This is a genomic window from Peptoniphilus sp. HMSC075B08, from assembly GCF_001815405.1.
Lineage (GTDB): Bacteria > Bacillota > Clostridia > Tissierellales > Peptoniphilaceae > Peptoniphilus_A > Peptoniphilus_A harei.
Map to the genome: position 1 here is coordinate 29,292 of NZ_KV820450.1, position 16,524 is coordinate 45,815.

16 protein-coding genes are annotated in these 16,524 nt (G+C 32.8%); 5 read left to right on the forward strand and 11 right to left on the reverse strand.

Annotation, left to right across the window (positions count from 1 at the left end; genetic code table 11):
- Window positions 1-7 precede the first annotated feature (7 nt).
- Together HMPREF3023_RS05270 and HMPREF3023_RS05275 are read left to right on the forward strand one after the other, a co-directional pair.
- The gene (locus HMPREF3023_RS05270; protein ID WP_070701429.1) at window positions 8-688 is read left to right on the forward strand and encodes an ABC transporter ATP-binding protein; all 681 of its coding nucleotides are present in this window, start codon (window positions 8-10) and stop codon (window positions 686-688) included.
- Window positions 685-3,177: an ABC transporter permease gene (locus HMPREF3023_RS05275; protein ID WP_070701431.1), complete on the forward strand. Its 2,493-nt coding sequence runs from the start codon at window positions 685-687 to the stop codon at window positions 3,175-3,177. The genes HMPREF3023_RS05270 and HMPREF3023_RS05275 overlap by 4 nt, the downstream gene beginning before the upstream one ends.
- Before the next feature lie 54 nt (window positions 3,178-3,231).
- Here the strand turns inward: HMPREF3023_RS05275 and glpK are convergent, their stop codons facing one another.
- From glpK to dnaA, 11 genes are all read right to left on the reverse strand, one after another.
- Entirely contained in the window at window positions 3,232-4,722 is a 1,491-nt protein-coding gene (gene glpK, locus HMPREF3023_RS05280) for a glycerol kinase GlpK (protein WP_246829186.1), read from the reverse strand.
- Between the two features lie 289 nt (window positions 4,723-5,011).
- Complete coding sequence (locus HMPREF3023_RS05285; protein ID WP_070701435.1) at window positions 5,012-5,683, reverse strand: transporter associated domain-containing protein; 672 nt, start codon at window positions 5,681-5,683, stop codon at window positions 5,012-5,014.
- Window positions 5,683-6,468 carry a SigB/SigF/SigG family RNA polymerase sigma factor gene (locus HMPREF3023_RS05290; protein WP_070701437.1) on the reverse strand — a complete coding sequence of 262 codons (786 nt, stop codon included), beginning with the start codon at window positions 6,466-6,468 and terminating at the stop codon, window positions 5,683-5,685. Before HMPREF3023_RS05290 ends, HMPREF3023_RS05285 begins: the two co-directional genes overlap by 1 nt.
- A gap of 8 nt (window positions 6,469-6,476) precedes the next feature.
- Window positions 6,477-6,827: an ATP-binding protein gene (locus tag HMPREF3023_RS05295; RefSeq protein WP_070701439.1), complete on the reverse strand. Its 351-nt coding sequence runs from the start codon at window positions 6,825-6,827 to the stop codon at window positions 6,477-6,479.
- A 1-nt stretch (window position 6,828) separates the two neighbouring features.
- The gene (locus HMPREF3023_RS05300; RefSeq protein ID WP_070701441.1) at window positions 6,829-7,140 is read right to left on the reverse strand and encodes an STAS domain-containing protein; all 312 of its coding nucleotides are present in this window, start codon (window positions 7,138-7,140) and stop codon (window positions 6,829-6,831) included.
- Window positions 7,141-7,148: 8 nt separating this feature from the next.
- Window positions 7,149-9,578 (reverse strand): DNA gyrase subunit A, encoded by a 2,430-nt coding sequence (gene gyrA, locus HMPREF3023_RS05305; protein WP_070701443.1) that lies wholly within the window; start codon window positions 9,576-9,578, stop codon window positions 7,149-7,151.
- 9 nt (window positions 9,579-9,587) lie between these two features.
- A complete protein-coding gene (gene gyrB / locus HMPREF3023_RS05310; protein ID WP_070701445.1) occupies window positions 9,588-11,501 on the reverse strand; it encodes a DNA topoisomerase (ATP-hydrolyzing) subunit B in 1,914 nt (637 codons plus the stop codon).
- 16 nt (window positions 11,502-11,517) lie between these two features.
- Entirely contained in the window at window positions 11,518-12,591 is a 1,074-nt protein-coding gene (gene recF / locus HMPREF3023_RS05315) for a DNA replication/repair protein RecF (protein WP_070701447.1), read from the reverse strand.
- The gene (gene yaaA, locus HMPREF3023_RS05320) at window positions 12,588-12,800 is read right to left on the reverse strand and encodes a S4 domain-containing protein YaaA (protein ID WP_070701449.1); all 213 of its coding nucleotides are present in this window, start codon (window positions 12,798-12,800) and stop codon (window positions 12,588-12,590) included. Before yaaA ends, recF begins: the two co-directional genes overlap by 4 nt.
- Before the next feature lie 2 nt (window positions 12,801-12,802).
- Window positions 12,803-13,897, reverse strand: a complete 1,095-nt coding sequence (dnaN, locus tag HMPREF3023_RS05325; RefSeq protein WP_070701451.1) for a DNA polymerase III subunit beta — start codon at window positions 13,895-13,897, stop codon at window positions 12,803-12,805.
- A gap of 148 nt (window positions 13,898-14,045) precedes the next feature.
- Window positions 14,046-15,395 (reverse strand): chromosomal replication initiator protein DnaA, encoded by a 1,350-nt coding sequence (gene dnaA, locus HMPREF3023_RS05330; protein ID WP_070701453.1) that lies wholly within the window; start codon window positions 15,393-15,395, stop codon window positions 14,046-14,048.
- Window positions 15,396-15,826: 431 nt separating this feature from the next.
- Between dnaA and rpmH the strand changes: the two genes are divergently transcribed.
- Genes rpmH through yidD form a run of 3 tightly spaced genes read left to right on the forward strand, consistent with a single transcriptional unit; the run spans window position 15,827 to window position 16,520 of the window.
- Window positions 15,827-15,964, forward strand: a complete 138-nt coding sequence (rpmH, locus tag HMPREF3023_RS05335) for a 50S ribosomal protein L34 (protein WP_197407889.1) — start codon at window positions 15,827-15,829, stop codon at window positions 15,962-15,964.
- An 8-nt stretch (window positions 15,965-15,972) separates the two neighbouring features.
- Window positions 15,973-16,308 (forward strand): ribonuclease P protein component, encoded by a 336-nt coding sequence (rnpA, locus tag HMPREF3023_RS05340; RefSeq protein ID WP_083315525.1) that lies wholly within the window; start codon window positions 15,973-15,975, stop codon window positions 16,306-16,308.
- Window positions 16,305-16,520, forward strand: a complete 216-nt coding sequence (gene yidD, locus HMPREF3023_RS05345) for a membrane protein insertion efficiency factor YidD (protein WP_070701457.1) — start codon at window positions 16,305-16,307, stop codon at window positions 16,518-16,520. The genes rnpA and yidD overlap by 4 nt, the downstream gene beginning before the upstream one ends.
- Window positions 16,521-16,524 lie beyond the last annotated feature (4 nt).

Below are 16,524 nucleotides of genomic sequence, written 5' to 3' on the forward strand. Positions count from 1 at the left end.
GGCAAATATGTTTATTTTACAGACAAATAATTTGACAAAAGTTTACGATGCTGAAGTCAAAGTAGAAGCGCTAGTTGATGTAAATTTTAATCTTTCTAAAGGTGATTTAGTTGCTATAATCGGAGACAGTGGCTCTGGAAAATCAACTTTCCTGCACCTTCTTGCTGGTGTTGACAAGCCAAGTAGTGGAGATATTTTTATTGAAGATAAAAATATTACTAAACTTAATAAGGAAGACCTTACAATTTTTAGAAGGCGAAATATTGGAGTTATTTATCAGTTTTTTAACTTAATTCCAAATATTAATGTTAAAAAAAATATTTTGTTGCCAATACTATTAGACGACAAAAAAGTTGACCAAGAATATTTTGATGAAATTCTTTCTATTCTCGGAATAAAGGATAAGTTAAATAGATTTCCAAGAGAACTATCTGGCGGCGAACAGCAAAGAGTTGCCATAGCAAGAAGTCTTATAGCAAGACCTGCCATAGTTTTAGCTGACGAACCTACAGGAAATTTAGATAGAAAAAATTCTGAGGAAATAATTTCCCTTTTTAAGCTAGTAAATCAAAGGCTTAATTCCACTATCATGATAATAACTCATGATGAGAAAGTTGCAAATGCCTGTAACAAGGTTTATAAAATGGTAGACGGAAGATTGTCTTTGTTGGAAGAAGGCTTGCAATGAAAATTATAAATGAACTTGCAAACTCATCCATAAAAAACAATAAAAAAGATACTTTTGCCACAAGAGTTTCTATATTGCTCGCTGTAATTTTACTTGGAACCATTGTCTTTATTTTAAGCGATTTGCGACAATCAAAAATTAAATACTTAAAAAACACAGTTGGAGATTATGAAGTTTCCCTTTCAGAAATCGACAAACAAACCTACGATTTATTAGAAAAAAATAAGGATATCGAAAAAGTCCATTATGACAAAATAATTTCAACTGATATAGGTCTTATTATCTATGAGAAATCAAAATATTTTCTTGAAAATATAGACACTCACTTAATTGATGGAAGAAATCCAAAAAATTCAAGAGAAATAGTTGTTACAAAACAATTCCTAAATAAAAATAGAAATTATAAAATTACTTCAAACATTAAAATTAATGAGAAAATTTATAAAATTGTTGGTGTTTACGAAGATTTTTCCTTTTCTTTTGAAGATCCAGTTGCTTTTTCTTATTTTGATGATAGTAAAGGTCTCGACTTTAAAAAGGGTGAAAGCTATTTTGCCTATATTTGGTATAAAAATCCTAGAGATACTTATACCAATACTAGAAAAATTCTAAAAGACTTAAATATTAATGAAAAGAAAGCCCTAGACAAGGGTCAACTTTTTTACAACGCATCTCTTTTGGAGTCAAAGATGATATTTCCAAAGGGACTCATCCCGCCAAAAAGAGTAGTAAATTCATTTATTGAATCTTTTGGACTATTCTTTATCCTAATTCTTCTCTTTGCAGTTATGATTTATGGATCCTTTAATGTTTACAATAATAGAGATATAAAAGAACTTGCTCTCTTAAAATCTTCAGGCATGACGGAAAAACAAACCAAAAAACTTGTGAAGCTAAAGGCTTTTAAGATTTCATTTTTTCCCATTTTAATTGGAACTCTTTTGTCTTACTTAACTGCTATTTTTTTAACATATCTCATGTATATTAACAACCGCATAAGTTATAAAAATATGTCTAAAATTTTAAGTGATAATTTAGAAATGCATGGTTTTAAATTCTATACTCCAGATATTAAATCAATCTTTATAATTTTATTTTTCTCACTGCTAATGGTATATATTTCTGCCATTGTGCCTGCTAGAAAAAGTTCAAAAATAAATGTAGTTGAAGGCTTAAATGGATTAGATCCCAAAAAGAAAAAACAAGGTAAATCTAAAATTAAAGGCAGCATAGAAAAAACTCTCGCAAAGGATTATTTTAAAACTTACAAAAATACTTATAAAGTGATTTCCATTGCCATTTTGTTATCTGCTATTGCCATGAATGTTCTTTTAGTATCTGTTTCTTATAGAAATATGAACGCAAAATATAATAAATTTGATGACCCTTATAATTTTGAAGCTTATCTTTTTTCTGATTCAAGATTAAATAAAAATATGGTTGATAGCCTGAAAAACATAAATTTCGTAGATGAAATTCACATTTTTGAAGAAAAAGATTTTAAGTTCTATAAATCTGATAACAAAAATTTCTTATCAAATAAATTTGAAAATGATTTAGAAAATAAAAGTCAGTCAGAAGATTACTTTGTTAGAATACTTGCTCTTTCAAAGGAGGACTTTAACAAAATCAAAAAGGAAAATAATTTGACAGAAGAAAGTAACTTTCTTTTGTTAAACAAAACACCAAAAAATAATTTTACTCCCTATAAATTTAGAAAATATATTCCTTTAACTGACTCAAAAAATAATACTATAAATCTGAGATATTATGATGGTGGAAAAATTATTAATATTAATAATTTATCTAATATAAAAAAATTCCCTTACGATTTAGAAGAACATCTAGGACTTGGAATTTATATCATCACAAATGAAAATTCTTTTGATAAGTTTATAAAAAAATATGGGAACGACCCAGCTAATCCTGCAAATAAATTTATTGTAAAAATAAAAGCAAAGGAAAATTTAAAAGATGTTTCTGAAGATGCAATAAAAATAATCACAGCGTATTTTCAAAAATCAGATTATTCAATCTTTTCTGACATCACAAGAAAAGCTATAAACTCTGAGCAAAGCCGAAATGAAAATCTATTAAGTTTAGGAATTCAAATAATATTCTTAATTATTGCCCTGTCCAACGCCTATAATTCTTTTCATGGAAATTTGCGAGCGAGAAAAAAAGAATTTAATCTTCTTTCCACTGCAGGTATGACTGATTTGCAAATTAGAAAAATGATAAATAATGAGCTAAAAATTTTAATTACAAGAATTCTTGCTATTTACGCATTTGTATTTGCCTTATCAGTTTTTGCAAGAGCAAAAAGAAGTCCTTATGAAGTAAATTTTGCTATTAGAGAAATTTTAATTAATATAAATTATCTGCCTTTGTTATTTATTTTTATTGTAACTATAATTGGTTTACTCTTAGCACAAAAAAGTGGCATGAGAGAGCTATCTCGTGATAACATAATCGATAATTTAAAATAAATTAAATTTAAAGGAGACCTAGTCTATTTCGATTTGGTCTCCTTTAAATTTAATTTATTTTGCCCAATTCATGGAATATTTAACAGCTTCATGCCATCTCGCCATCTTTTTATTTCTCTCTTCTTCATCCATATCTGGGTCGAAGCACTTGTCTATAGCGTTATTTTCTCTTATTTCGTCAATGTCCTTCCAAAATCCCACTGCAAGTCCTGCCATATAACAAGCTCCTAAGGCAGTTAGTTCTACAACTTTTGGCCTTTCTATGTGGACATCAACTATATCTGATAAAAACTTCATCAAGAAGTTATTCTTGCTAACTCCACCGTCAACTGTCAGAGACCTAATTTTTGTCTTTGAATCCTCTTGCATGGCCTTTATTACATCGCAGGATAAATAGGCTATTGATTCTAGGGCAGCTCTCACTACATGATATTTATTTACGGACCCTGTAAGGCCCACTATAGACCCTCTGGCATATTGATCCCAGTAAGGAGCCCCTAGACCTGTGAAGGCTGGTATAAAGTAGCAGTCATTTGTGTCTTCCACCTTATTTGCCATGTATTCAGAATCATCTGCCTGGTCAATTATCCTAAGATTGTCACGCATAAAGTCTATGCAAGACCCTGCCTCAAAGATTGAACCTTCAAGGGCATACTTTATTTGTCCGTCCATGGCCCAGGCTATAGTTGTCACAAGACCATTTTGCGACCTAATTAGCTCATCACCTGTGTTCATTAGGATAAAAGCTCCTGTTCCAAATGTAGACTTTGCCATCCCCTTTTCAAAGGAAGCTGTCCCAAAAAGTGAGGACTGTTGGTCGCCAATTGCCCCTCCTATAGGTATTTCGCAACCAAGATACTTGGACTTGCACTTGCCATAAACTTCACTAGAATTTTTTATCTCTGGAAGCATGGACCTTGGAATGTCAAAAATTTCAAGAAGTTCATCGTCCCACTTCTTTTCTTTTATGTTAAAGAGCATAGTCCTTGAAGCATTGGTATAGTCAGTTATGTGGACTTCTCCGTCTGTCAACTTGTAGATAAGGTAGGTTTCAACTGTCCCAAAGAGGAGGTCTCCCTTGTCTGCTAATTCTCTTGCTCCCTCCACATTTTCAAGGATCCACCTGATTTTTGTCGCAGAAAAATAAGGGTCAATTACAAGACCTGTCTTTTCTCTTATAGTTTCCTCCAGGCCTCTTTCCTTTAATTCTTCACAATATTTTGAAGTCCTCTTACACTGCCAGACAATTGCATTGTAAACTGGCTCCATGGTCTTCTTGTTCCAAACAATTGTCGTTTCCCTTTGGTTAGTTATCCCAATTGCTGCTATGTCTTCGGGGTCAATTTCCTTCCTAGACATGGCTTCAACTGCTGTACCAATTTGCTTGGACCACAAGTCATCTGGTTCTTCTTCTACGTAGCCAGGTTTTGGAAAGTGCTTGATCAGGTCCTTTTGGGCAACAGAAACTGGATTTCCCTTTTTATCAAAAATTATAGTTCTAGCAGATGTTGTACCTGCATCGAATGCCATTATGTATTTCATCATATCACCAAGTTTATTATAACATTTTAAATATTTTTTTCTTCCCTTTTGTAGTTTTAGTAAAAATTATGGACTTGTAATTTACAAAATATTACAGACTTTTAAAATTTTTATAAATAACTTATAATTTTCGACTTATAAATTTTTTTATAAGTTGCTAATCTAAAATTAACTAAGATAAATTTTATAAGTTCAAATTTTTTATCATTTGCTAATCTAAAGTAAGCTAAGATAAGTTTTATAATTACAAAAAAAGTGCCGGACTAACCGACACTTTTAATCTCTATTTATCCTATTTTTTAATATCTTTTTTCTTGTCTTCTTCTATTTTCTCATCGATTCTCTCAACAGAAACAGTTTCTATTACACCACCACTTGCCATCTTGACAATTTGGAAAATGTATTCGCCATCGTCGACGATAACACCAACTTCTGGCTCTTCTGCATTCTTTATGAGAAGACCTGCTACATAACCACCAATAGTCGTAGCTTTTCCTGCTTCTATATCAAATCCATACCTCTTGTTTAGGACCTTCATAGGTGTTGATGCAGAGTACTCATTTTCATTTCCTTCAGCATCCATATTTACTCCTGTTAACAAGAACTTCCTAACAGCAAAGAGTACTGCTATGGCTATAGTTGCTATAAGTAAATCAAGCATAGTGTCAGAATAAACCAGCATCTTCCTTGAGATTACAAGCAAGATCAAATGGATGATGTTGGTGTCTGTATGTGCAATCATAAGTACCACAAACTCTATGGCTATTACTAGCAAGAGGACGTGAGATAAAAAATTTTGAAATATTTCATAAGATAGGACTGCATCATTTGTCAGTATTTTGAAGTAATACTTCATTATATCTGGCACTGAAACTATTACTCCTGCTATAAGCATTATCGAAACAACTATTTCAAACATGTTAACTAGTTTTAAGAGGGTAACCAGGTATCTATTTCTATTCATTATACCTCCATAGTCTTAGCGACTTCTTTTTTCATCTTCTCCAAGACCTTCTTCTCAATTCTTGAAACTGTCATTTGAGAAATGTTTAATTTCTTGGCAATTACAACTTGAGTCTTCTTGTTGAAGTACCTGTCAATAAGAATTGTCCTTTCAACTTCATCTAGGTTTTCCATGGCCTTCTTAAAGAAGTCATTGGATTCTATCTTGTCAAAATATTCTTCTTCAATTCCTATTAAATCAGATAAGTTCACTTCATTTTCATCTCCAGATTCATAAGTTACATCAAGAGATTGTGGAGTGTAGACCTTAGATGCTTCCATGGCCTCCATAACTTCCTCTGGAGTTGAATCCAGGTATTCTGCAATCTCGTCTATAGTTGGAGTCTTTTGGTACTTTTGTGAAAGACTCACAGTTGCATTGGAGATCTTCTTTGAAAGTTCTTGGATTCTCCTTGGGACCCTAATAGTCCAACCATTGTCCCTAAAATATTTTTTTATTTCTCCAATTATTGTTGGAGTGGCAAAGGAAGAAAACTCGAAGCCCTTTTCAGGGTCGTATCTCTCAATGGCATAGATTAATCCAATAGATGCCACCTGATAGATATCATCATAATCTATTCCCCTGCCTGTATATTTTTTAGATAGGATCTCTGCAATGTAGAGGTGCTCTTCTATTAGAATATCCCTGATTTCTTGCTCTCTTGTCTTGTGATATTCATTAAAAAGTTCTTTTCTCTCTTCCTTTGTTAGTCTTCTATCTAAATTGTTGTATTCTTTTAAATTCATAGCAACCCTTATAATTTTTTAGATAAAATAAATTTATTTCCATCAAAATGAGATTCATCTACAAGACAATCTATAATAGTCTTTGCAAGGGATAGGTCTTCAGATGCATCTAATTTTTCTTCATTAATCTCACTTACATAAATTTTTATATTTTTAGCTTCTTCTATTTCAAAGACCAAGTCAATGTGGTCATCTTCGCCTAACTTGTGACAAATATTTAAAGTTTCTGTTACAGCCATCTTTAGGTCTTCTATCTCTTCTATGTCCCTATTTAGGATATTTAAGATGCCAGAAAGCATAAGTCTAACTGTAGAAAAATATTTGGCATCATTGGGTATTTGGTATTTTAAAGTATCCATATTACCCCCTGATTTCAAACATATCTTCAAGCTTAGTTATCTTGAATAGTTTCATAATTTGTGGATTTAGGTTTTCAATTACAATTTTATTATCATTTTTTTCTACTTCTTTTAGGATAAAGATAAGAGATCCTAAACCTGTAGAGTCTAAATATTCTAGTTCTTTACAGTCGAATAAAATATCCTTTTTATCTTTTTCATAAAGTTTTATAGATTTTTCCTTGAATTTCTTTGTATTATAAACGTCAAGTTCTCCCATTGGATATAATACTAAAAATTCATCAGTGTTTTTTGACTCTAATTTAAATTCCATAAATCCTCCTAGTCTCCAATATAATTTGCAACAGCTACAACTTTTGCATCTGTCAAATTCATAAGTTTAACACCAGATGTATTTCTTCCTTGGATGGAGATATCTTCTGTAAGAATTCTTATAATAATTCCAGAGTTTGCAATTATCATAACGTCGTCTTCTTTTTCTACTACAGCAGCTGAAGCAACATCTCCAGTTTTATTTGTAATCTTGTAAGTTAGAAGTCCCTTTCCACCCCTATTTTGTGGTCTGTACTTGTCTATTTCTGTTAATTTTCCATAACCATTTTCTGATATAACAAGAAGATACTTATCTTCCACCACTAAATCAGATGAAACTACAATGTCATCATCAACAAGGTCTATGGACTTAACTCCCATGGAGTTTCTGCCAGACTTCCTAACTTGTTCTTCGTTGAACCTAATGGATAGGCCCTTTTTAGTTACAAGTATTACATCTTCATTATTCTTAGTCAAATGAACATCGATTAATTTATCATCTTCATTTAACTTTATAGCAATAATACCAGATTTTCTAATATTTTTGTAATCTTTAAATGGAGTTCTCTTAATAAGTCCCTTTTCAGTTACCATTAAGAAGTTTAGGTCTGGGTCATATTCTTTAACAGGTATTATTGAAGTTACCCTTTCATCTTCTTCAAGATCAAGTAAATTTATAATAGCTGTACCCCTTGATGTCCTTGAGTCTTCTGGTATTTCGTAGGCCTTTAATTTAAAGACATTACCAAGTGATGTAAAGAATAAAATCATATCGTGAGTAGATGTGACGAATAATTCTTTGACAAAGTCCTTATCCCTCATATTGCCTGAAGAAACTCCCCTGCCACCTCTTTTTTGTGGCTTATAAGTTCCCTCGCTCATCCTCTTGATATAGCCAAATTGAGTAAGAGTTATTACAACATCTTCTTTCTTTATAATGTCTTCAATTTCTATATCAGTAGAATCGTGGGAGATAACAGTTCTTCTTAGGTCACCATATTTTTCTTTTATTTCAAGAAGTTCTTCCTTGATTAGGTTCATAAGGACATCATTATTTTCTAATATTTCCCTAAACCATTTGATGTCAGATTGAAGTTTTTCATATTCAGCTTCAAGTCTATCTCTTTCAAGTCCAGTAAGTCTTCTGATTCTCATGTCCAAGATAGCTTGGGATTGTTCTTCTGTTAATTTAAATTCTTCATAGAACTTTTCCTTGGCTTCCTTGTCATCCTTAGATGCCCTTACAATTTTTATAATCCTATCGATATTATCAAGAGCTATGAAAAGACCTTCAACTATGTGGGCCCTCTTTTCTGCCTTGTCTAGATCGAACTTTGTCCTCCTAGTCACCACTTCAACTTGGTGGTCAACATAGTATCTTATAATCTCCTTAAGATTTAGGATTTCTGGTTTACCATTAACTAGGGCAAGATTTATGATTCCAAAAGTTGTTTGCATTTGGGTGTTTTTATAAAGCTTATTCAAAACAACTTCTGCATTTGCATCTCTTTTTAGTTCAACTATTATGTTGATGCCCTTCCTATTTGAGGCATCAGTTATATTTGAAATTCCATCTATTACCTTGTTCTTAGCAAGTTCTGCAATCTTCATAATAAGTGAAGACTTGTTAACTTGGTAAGGAAGTTCTGTTATTACAATTTTTTCACGATTGTTCTTAAAGGCTTTGATTTCTGCAACTGCCCTTACAGTTATCTTTCCCCTACCTGTTTCATAGGCTGCTCTTATTCCTTCAGTTCCCATAATTTGGGCACCTGTAGGGAAGTCTGGTCCCTTAATTATTTGATTAAGTTCAGCAATAGAAATTTCATCATTATCAATGTAGGCTATAATTCCGTCAATGGACTCATTCATATTGTGAGGAGCCATATTTGTGGCCATACCTACGGCAATACCACTAGACCCATTTACTAAAAGATTTGGAAATCTTGCTGGAAGTATTGTTGGTTCCTTTTCGTTTTCATCAAAGTTTGGAACAAAATCAACTGTATCCTTATTTATATCCCTTAGCATTTCTTCTGCAAGCTTGGTCATCCTAACTTCTGTATAACGCATAGCCGCAGCCCCGTCACCATCAATGTTACCAAAGTTACCTTGGCCATCAACTAGGGTATATCTTGTGTTAAAGTCTTGGGCAAGTCTAACTGTTGCTTCGTAAATAGATGAGTCACCGTGAGGGTGATACTTACCCATTACATCCCCAACAAGCCTTGCTGACTTTCTGTAGGGTCCATTGGATGCAAGATTAAGTCCCTGCATACCGTATAAAATTCTTCTATGGACTGGTTTTAGTCCATCACGTACATCAGGAAGTGCTCTTGCAACAATTACAGACATTGAATAGTCAAGATAAGATGATCTCATCTTTTTATTAATATCTACATCAAGTATTCCTGATTCTATAATCTTATTTTCACTCATAGTTTACTCCTATGCATCTATATAATCTGCATAAACTGCATTTTCTGTTATAAAGTCTCTTCTTGGTTCAACTTCTGATCCCATTAGGATTGAGAAAGTGTCATCTGCTTCTGTTAAATCGTCTATATTAACCTTTAAAAGAAGTCTGTTGTCTGGGTTCATTGTAGTCTCCCAAAGTTGTTCTGGGTCCATTTCCCCAAGACCCTTGTACCTCTTTATGTTGACCTTAGAATCCTTGTATTCTTTTAGGGCAAGTCTAAGTTCCTTTTCATTGTGACAATATCTCAAGATCTTAGTTCCCTTTTCTATTCCATAAAGTGGAGCTTGGGCAACATAGACATGTCCCTCTTCTATAAGAGGCTTCATGTATCTAAAGAAGAATGTTAGTAGAAGAGTCATAATGTGAGCACCATCAACATCGGCATCGGTCATGATTATGATCTTGTCGTATCTTAATTTTTCTAAGTCAAATTCTTCTCCAATTCCTGTTCCAAAAGCTGTAATCATGGCACGGATTTCTGAAGAGTTAAGCATCCTATCAAGTCTTGCTTTTTCAACGTTCATAATCTTACCCCTAAGAGGTAGGATTGCTTGGTAGGCTGAGTCCCTGCCGTCCTTGGCAGAACCACCAGCAGAATTACCTTCGACTAGGAAGATTTCATTTCTCTTTGGATCGTCGTTTTGACAGTCTGCAAGCTTACCTGGAAGAGTCATGGATTCAAGATTATTTTTCTTTCTTGTAAGGTCTCTTGCCTTTCTGGCAGCTTCTCTTGCACGTCTTGCTGATAGGGCCTTGTCTAGGATTTGTTTTCCAACTTTTGGATTTTCTTCCAAGAAAATTGCCAATTCTTCAGATAAAACTGAATCTACAACTCCCCTAGTTTCAGAATTTCCTAGCTTTGCCTTAGTTTGGCCTTCAAATTGTGGGTCAGGTAATTTTACACTTATAACTGCAGAAATACCCTCCCTTACGTCTTCACCAGATAGATTTTCTTCCTTTTCCTTTATAATATTATTTTTTCTACCATAATCATTTAGGGTCCTTGTTAGGGCTGACCTAAAACCAGAAAGGTGGGTTCCACCTTCTTCAGTGTTAATATTATTTGCAAAAGAAAGCACAACTTCTGAGTAGGAGTCTGTGTATTGGATTGCAATTTCAACTGCTGTCTCTTCCCTGACTTCATCTATGTAGATGATTTCATCATGAACTGGTTTTTTCTTTGCATTAATAAATTCAACAAAGGATTTTATTCCACCTTCATAGTGAAATACTTCCTTTAAGTCCTTTCTCTCATCTATAAATTCAATTTTTATCCCCTTATTTAGGAAGGCCATCTCCCTAAATCTCTTGGATAAAACTTCATCAGAAAATTCTACAGTTTCAAAGATAGTATCGTCTGGTTCAAAGTAAATTGTTGTACCAGTATCATCTTTTTTAGTTTCTCCAATAACTTCTAGGTCACTTTTTCTGTGTCCCTTGGAAAATTCTTGCCTGTAAATTTTTCCATTTCTTTTTACAGTTGCTACTAATTTATTTGAAAGAGCGTTAACTACAGATACACCAACACCGTGAAGTCCACCAGAAACCTTGTAGGCAGAGTTGTCAAACTTACCACCAGCGTGAAGAATTGTAAGTACAGTTTCTACTGTAGACTTACCTGTTTGTGGATGGATGTCAACTGGTATACCTGAACCATTGTCAGTTATTTCAACACTTCCATTTTTATTTATTTTTATAATAATATGATCACATATACCGGCAAGAGCCTCGTCAATGGAGTTGTCTACAATCTCATAAACTAGGTGGTGTAGACCTCTTGGTCCAGTAGATCCAATATACATACCCGGTCTTTTTCTAACGGGGTCTAGTCCTTCTAAGACCTGTATATCCGACGCGTCATAATGTCTTTTGTCCTTTGCCATTTTTTCTCCTGTTCTTTTACAAAATCCTACCTTGGCTCACCCTATAAAAATTGGCATCAACGGATTTTAGAAATTCGTTAGCCTCTGTTGTGGTGATAAAGGTCTGTAAATCTTTTAGTGAATGTAATAAGTATCTACTTCTCTTAGAATCAATTTCCGAAAAGACATCATCAAGTAAAAGTAGAGGCTTTGTTTTATATAAATCTCTTATAAGATCTGCTTCAGATAATTTTAAACTCAAGACTATAGATCTCTGCTCTCCCTGGGACCCATAAGACTTAGAGGAAAATTTATTTATCTTAAAGTCCAAGTCATCCCTGTGGGGTCCAATTGTTGTGTATCTCTTCTCAAGGTCCTTTGGGAGGGATTCCTTTAATATTTTTAAATAATTTTCCATTAGCTCTTCCTCGTCCACGAAAACTGGGACTGTGGATAGGTAGGTTATATTTAAATCGTCTCCAGATAAGTTTTTATAATGTTTTTTGGCAATTTCATTTAACTTCTTAATAGTCTTTAACCTCATTATAATTATCTTGGTACCATTTTTTACGATTTCCCTGTCGTAGACATCTAGAAGATTTCTGTCCATGTTCATCTTTAGAAGCTTGTTTCTCTCGAACAAAAGTCTCCTATACTTATACATATAAAAATCGTAATTTAGATCAATATTTGAAAGCAAGTCGTCTAAGAATTTTCTTCTTTCCTTGGGTGAGTATTTTATTATATTTAAATCTTCAGGATTAAAAATCACTACAAATCTAGATTTTCTGTATTCTTTAGTATTCACCTTGTCATCGTTTATAAAAAGTTTCTTGTTTTCAAACTTTGAAATTTCAATCCTGTAGTCGTCCTTATAGTCCTCTGTCATGTATCTTGTAATAATACTTGAAGAATTTTCATCAATATTAATGAGGTCATTGTCCTTTAGGCTCCTAAAAGAAGTGGCCCTTATAGACATGTAAATTGATTCCAACAAGTTGGTCTTTCCCGAAGCATTTAGACCATAGAGAACATTTATATTTTCACCTGGAATAAAATCTAAACCCTTGTAATTTCTAAAATTAAAAAGTCTTAGATGGTTGAGTTTCATTTTTCACCAATTATAAAGTCATTTCCCTCAAAAGAAATTTTATCTCCCTTGTATAATTTTTTTCCTCTCCTAGTTTCCACTTCTCCATTAACCATAACAGCACCTTCTTGGATAAGGGTCTTTGCAAGACCACCTGATTCACAAAGGTTTGTTAGTTTTAGGAAAGAATCTAGTTTTATAAATTCAGTATTTATTTTAATTGTTTCCATAGTTACCCCGCAAGTCTTACTGGTAAGACAAGATATATATAGGAATCATTTTCTTTTTCTGTAATTATTAGTGGGTTTACTGAGTCAGTGAAATTAAGGACAATTTCATCAGATTCTAGTATCTTAACCCCGTCTAAAATATATCTTGAATTAAAAGCAATATCTAAACTTTCATCGTGTTCTGATGTTTTAACTTTTTCAAAAACATCTCCAATTTCTGAATTACTCTTTATGTCAATATAATTTTCAGCTACATTTAATTTGATTAGGTTGGCCCTGTCTTCTCTTGCAAGAAGGGATGCCCTTTCCACTGCAAGTTGGAATTCTCTCTTTGATACAGATGTAGAAATCTTGTGTTCATCTCTTAGAAGAGCACTGTAGCTAAAGAAGTCTCCACTTAATAGGGTTGAATAAAATACAGTATTGTTAAACTTAAATACAATATTATTTCTTGAAATATTTAATTTAAGATCTTCTTCATCATCAACTATCTTTACAAGTTCATTAAGTGATCTTGACGGAATTATAATTGAATTTTCAATTCCAGTTTCCTTTTCAAGTTTTTGGATTGCCATCCTAAAACCATCTAGGGCAACAAAATTTATAAAGTTTTTCTTTATATCCATTAGGACACCTGTAAAGACAATTCGTGATTCGTCACTAGAAACGGCAAAAGTTGTCTTCTTTACAATGTTTTTTAGGTCCTTAGCTGACATATCTATAGTAATATCTTCTTCTACTTTTGGTAGGTCTGGATATTCATCAGCCTTTTGTGTGGATAAGTTAAAGATTGAATCACCACATTTAAGGTTCATCATATAATTTTCTACATTTATATTTATAATGTCGTTTTCAAGTTTTCTAATAATATCTCCAAAGAGTCTTGAATTTATTACAATTTCTCCTTCTCTTTCAACAATTGCCTTAAGCTCAGTCTTTATGCTTATTTCTGTATCTGTTGCAGTAAGAGTAAGGATGTTGTCTTTGGCTGATATTTTTATACCTTCAAGTATTTGCATAGTCGTTCTTTGAGAAATTGCTTTTTGAACTATGGAAATATGTTTTGTCAGTTCTTTTCTGTTAACCTTTATTAGCATTTTTTCCTCCTAGAAAATAGTATATTAATCAGTAATAGTAGTAGGGCCTGTGGATTTGTTAATAAGTCCCTAAAAGTTATGAGTTACAATAAAAATTTCTCTTGATAAATTGTGGATAAGATTGACACTTATAAAAACTTATCAACAACTAAGATTTTATCTCTTTTATTAAATTAGTAATCTCAATTTTAAATACAGGATCATCTTCTAAATCCTTGCTTATTTTGTCGTAGGCATGAATAACAGTAGAGTGGTCACGTCCACCAAATACATCTCCAATCTTAGGAAGGCTAAGATCAGTTAGTTCTCTTGTTATATACATGGCTATTTGTCTTGGATAGGCTATAGCCTTGGTCCTTTTTCTAGAATTTAAATCATCAAGATTTAGTCCATATTTTTTAGCAACTTCAGACTTTATATATTCTGCAGTTATTTGTTTTTTGGCCTTAGTTTCGTAGATATCCCTAAGGACTATGGCAGCAGATTCAACGGAAATATCTGAATCTGTTAGCTTTGAATAGGCCATAACCCTGGATAGGGCTCCCTCAAGTTCTCTTATGTTACTTCTGACATTTTCTGCAATAAAATTCATCACTTCTTGGGAAACCTCAAATCCTTCAGAATCAGCCTTTTTCCTCAAAATTGCAATCCTAGTTTCAAGATCTGGAGGTCCAATATCTACTACAAGACCCCAGGCAAACCTAGAAATAAGCCTTTCTTCAAGGCTCTTAATATCCTTAGGCGGTTTATCAGATGTTAGGACAATTTGCTTATTTTGCTCATGGAGCTCATTAAAGGTATGGAAAAATTCTTCCTGAGTCCTGTCTTTATCAGCTATAAACTGGATATCGTCTATAAGTAGAAGGTCAACCTTCCTGTATTTATTCCTAAAGTCTTCATTCTTATTGGTCTGGATTGAATTTATGAGCTCGTTGGTAAACTGCTCACTTGTAACGTATAAAATTTTCTTTGTAGGATCTTGTTCTAGTACAAAATGTCCAATTGCATGCATTAAATGGGTCTTTCCAAGTCCTACACCTCCATAAATGAAGAGGGGGTTTGAAAAGGCATTTTGCGGATTTTCGTAATTTTCAGAGACAGCCAAAGCTGCTGCATGGGCGAATTCATTGCTCTTGCCCACCACAAAGGTATCAAAAGTGTATTTTGGGTTTAGCCTTGATATGCTTAAGAAGTTCTTATTTATAAGGCCTGCAGGGTTTTGGTCTGTTGCTTCATCTTCTGAAATTATGCTTATATCAAAATCAATTCCCGTAATCTCCTTGAGGGCTTCCCCTACGAGGTCAAAGTGCCTCTTATTATTTACAAGATAATCTCTTATAAAGGGAGAGGGAACTGTGATTATGATTTTTTCTTCATCATAATCAATTGATTTTGGAAGCATTCTGGAAAACCAAGTGGAGTATGTAACTTGAGACATTGACTTTTTTTCAAGTTCTTTTAAGAAAGACTCCCACATAGTGGAAAGTTCCTTGTCCATATTTCCTCCTTATTAACAATTTATATATTGTTGATAAATAACAGTTCATAAATCTATATACAATTGTGAGTAAACTTGTGGATAAGTAAATATAAACAATATGATTTTGGTTGAATTGTTGATAGATTGCCTAAAAAATTTGCTAAATTACAGTTTGTAGAAAAATAAAAATAAAACTATCAACATCTTATCAACAGATTGTTAATAACTTTATTTATAAACAGGTTTATTATTATCTACATATAACTCACAATTATCCACATATATTTTAACAAATAAGACTATACTTATCAACAAGAAGGGCTTTTGATGAACTTTCATAAATTATTTAATATTTATATTTTTTTGGTTTTGAAAGTTAATTAATTGACTATATTACTTGACAAGACTCTAATTTGTAAATAAAATGATAAGGATAGAAAGAGGTGAGAATTTTGAAAAGAACTTATCAACCAAAAAACAAACAAAGAAAAAGAGAACACGGTTTTCGTGCTAGAATGAGAACAAGAGCAGGTAGAGCCGTAATTAAGGCAAGAAGAAGAAAGGGCAGAAAGAAACTTTCAGCTTAGGTTTTATAATGAAGGATTGTTATTTAAAAAAGAATAGTGAATTTCAAAGGGTTTATTCTAATAAGAAGATTTCTGGATCTAGATATATCACTCTTTTTACTGCCAAGAATAATAGAGATTATCCAAGATTTGGCATTACTGCCACAAAAAAAGTCGGCAATGCAGTAAATAGGAATTTTATCAGGAGAAGATTAAAACACCTTTTAAGAGAGAATTCTCATAAAATAAAGCCTGGATACGATTATGTATTCGTCGCAAAGAAGGATGCATGTGATTCGGACTTTAAAGACTTTAAGAATTCTTTTTTTTCTGTTTTAAAAAGACAAAAGAAGATGGTTAAATGAGTAAAATTTGTATGATTTTAATAAGATTTTATCAAAGGTTTATTTCAACCTATCTTCTTCCAGGAAGACACTGTAGGTTTGACCCAACATGTTCACAATATAGTTACGAAGCCTATGAGAAGTATGGATTTTTTAAGGGAACTTATTTGACTATAAGGAGAATCTTAAAGTGTAATCCCTTCCACAAGGGCGGATACGATCCTCTCATTTAAATTG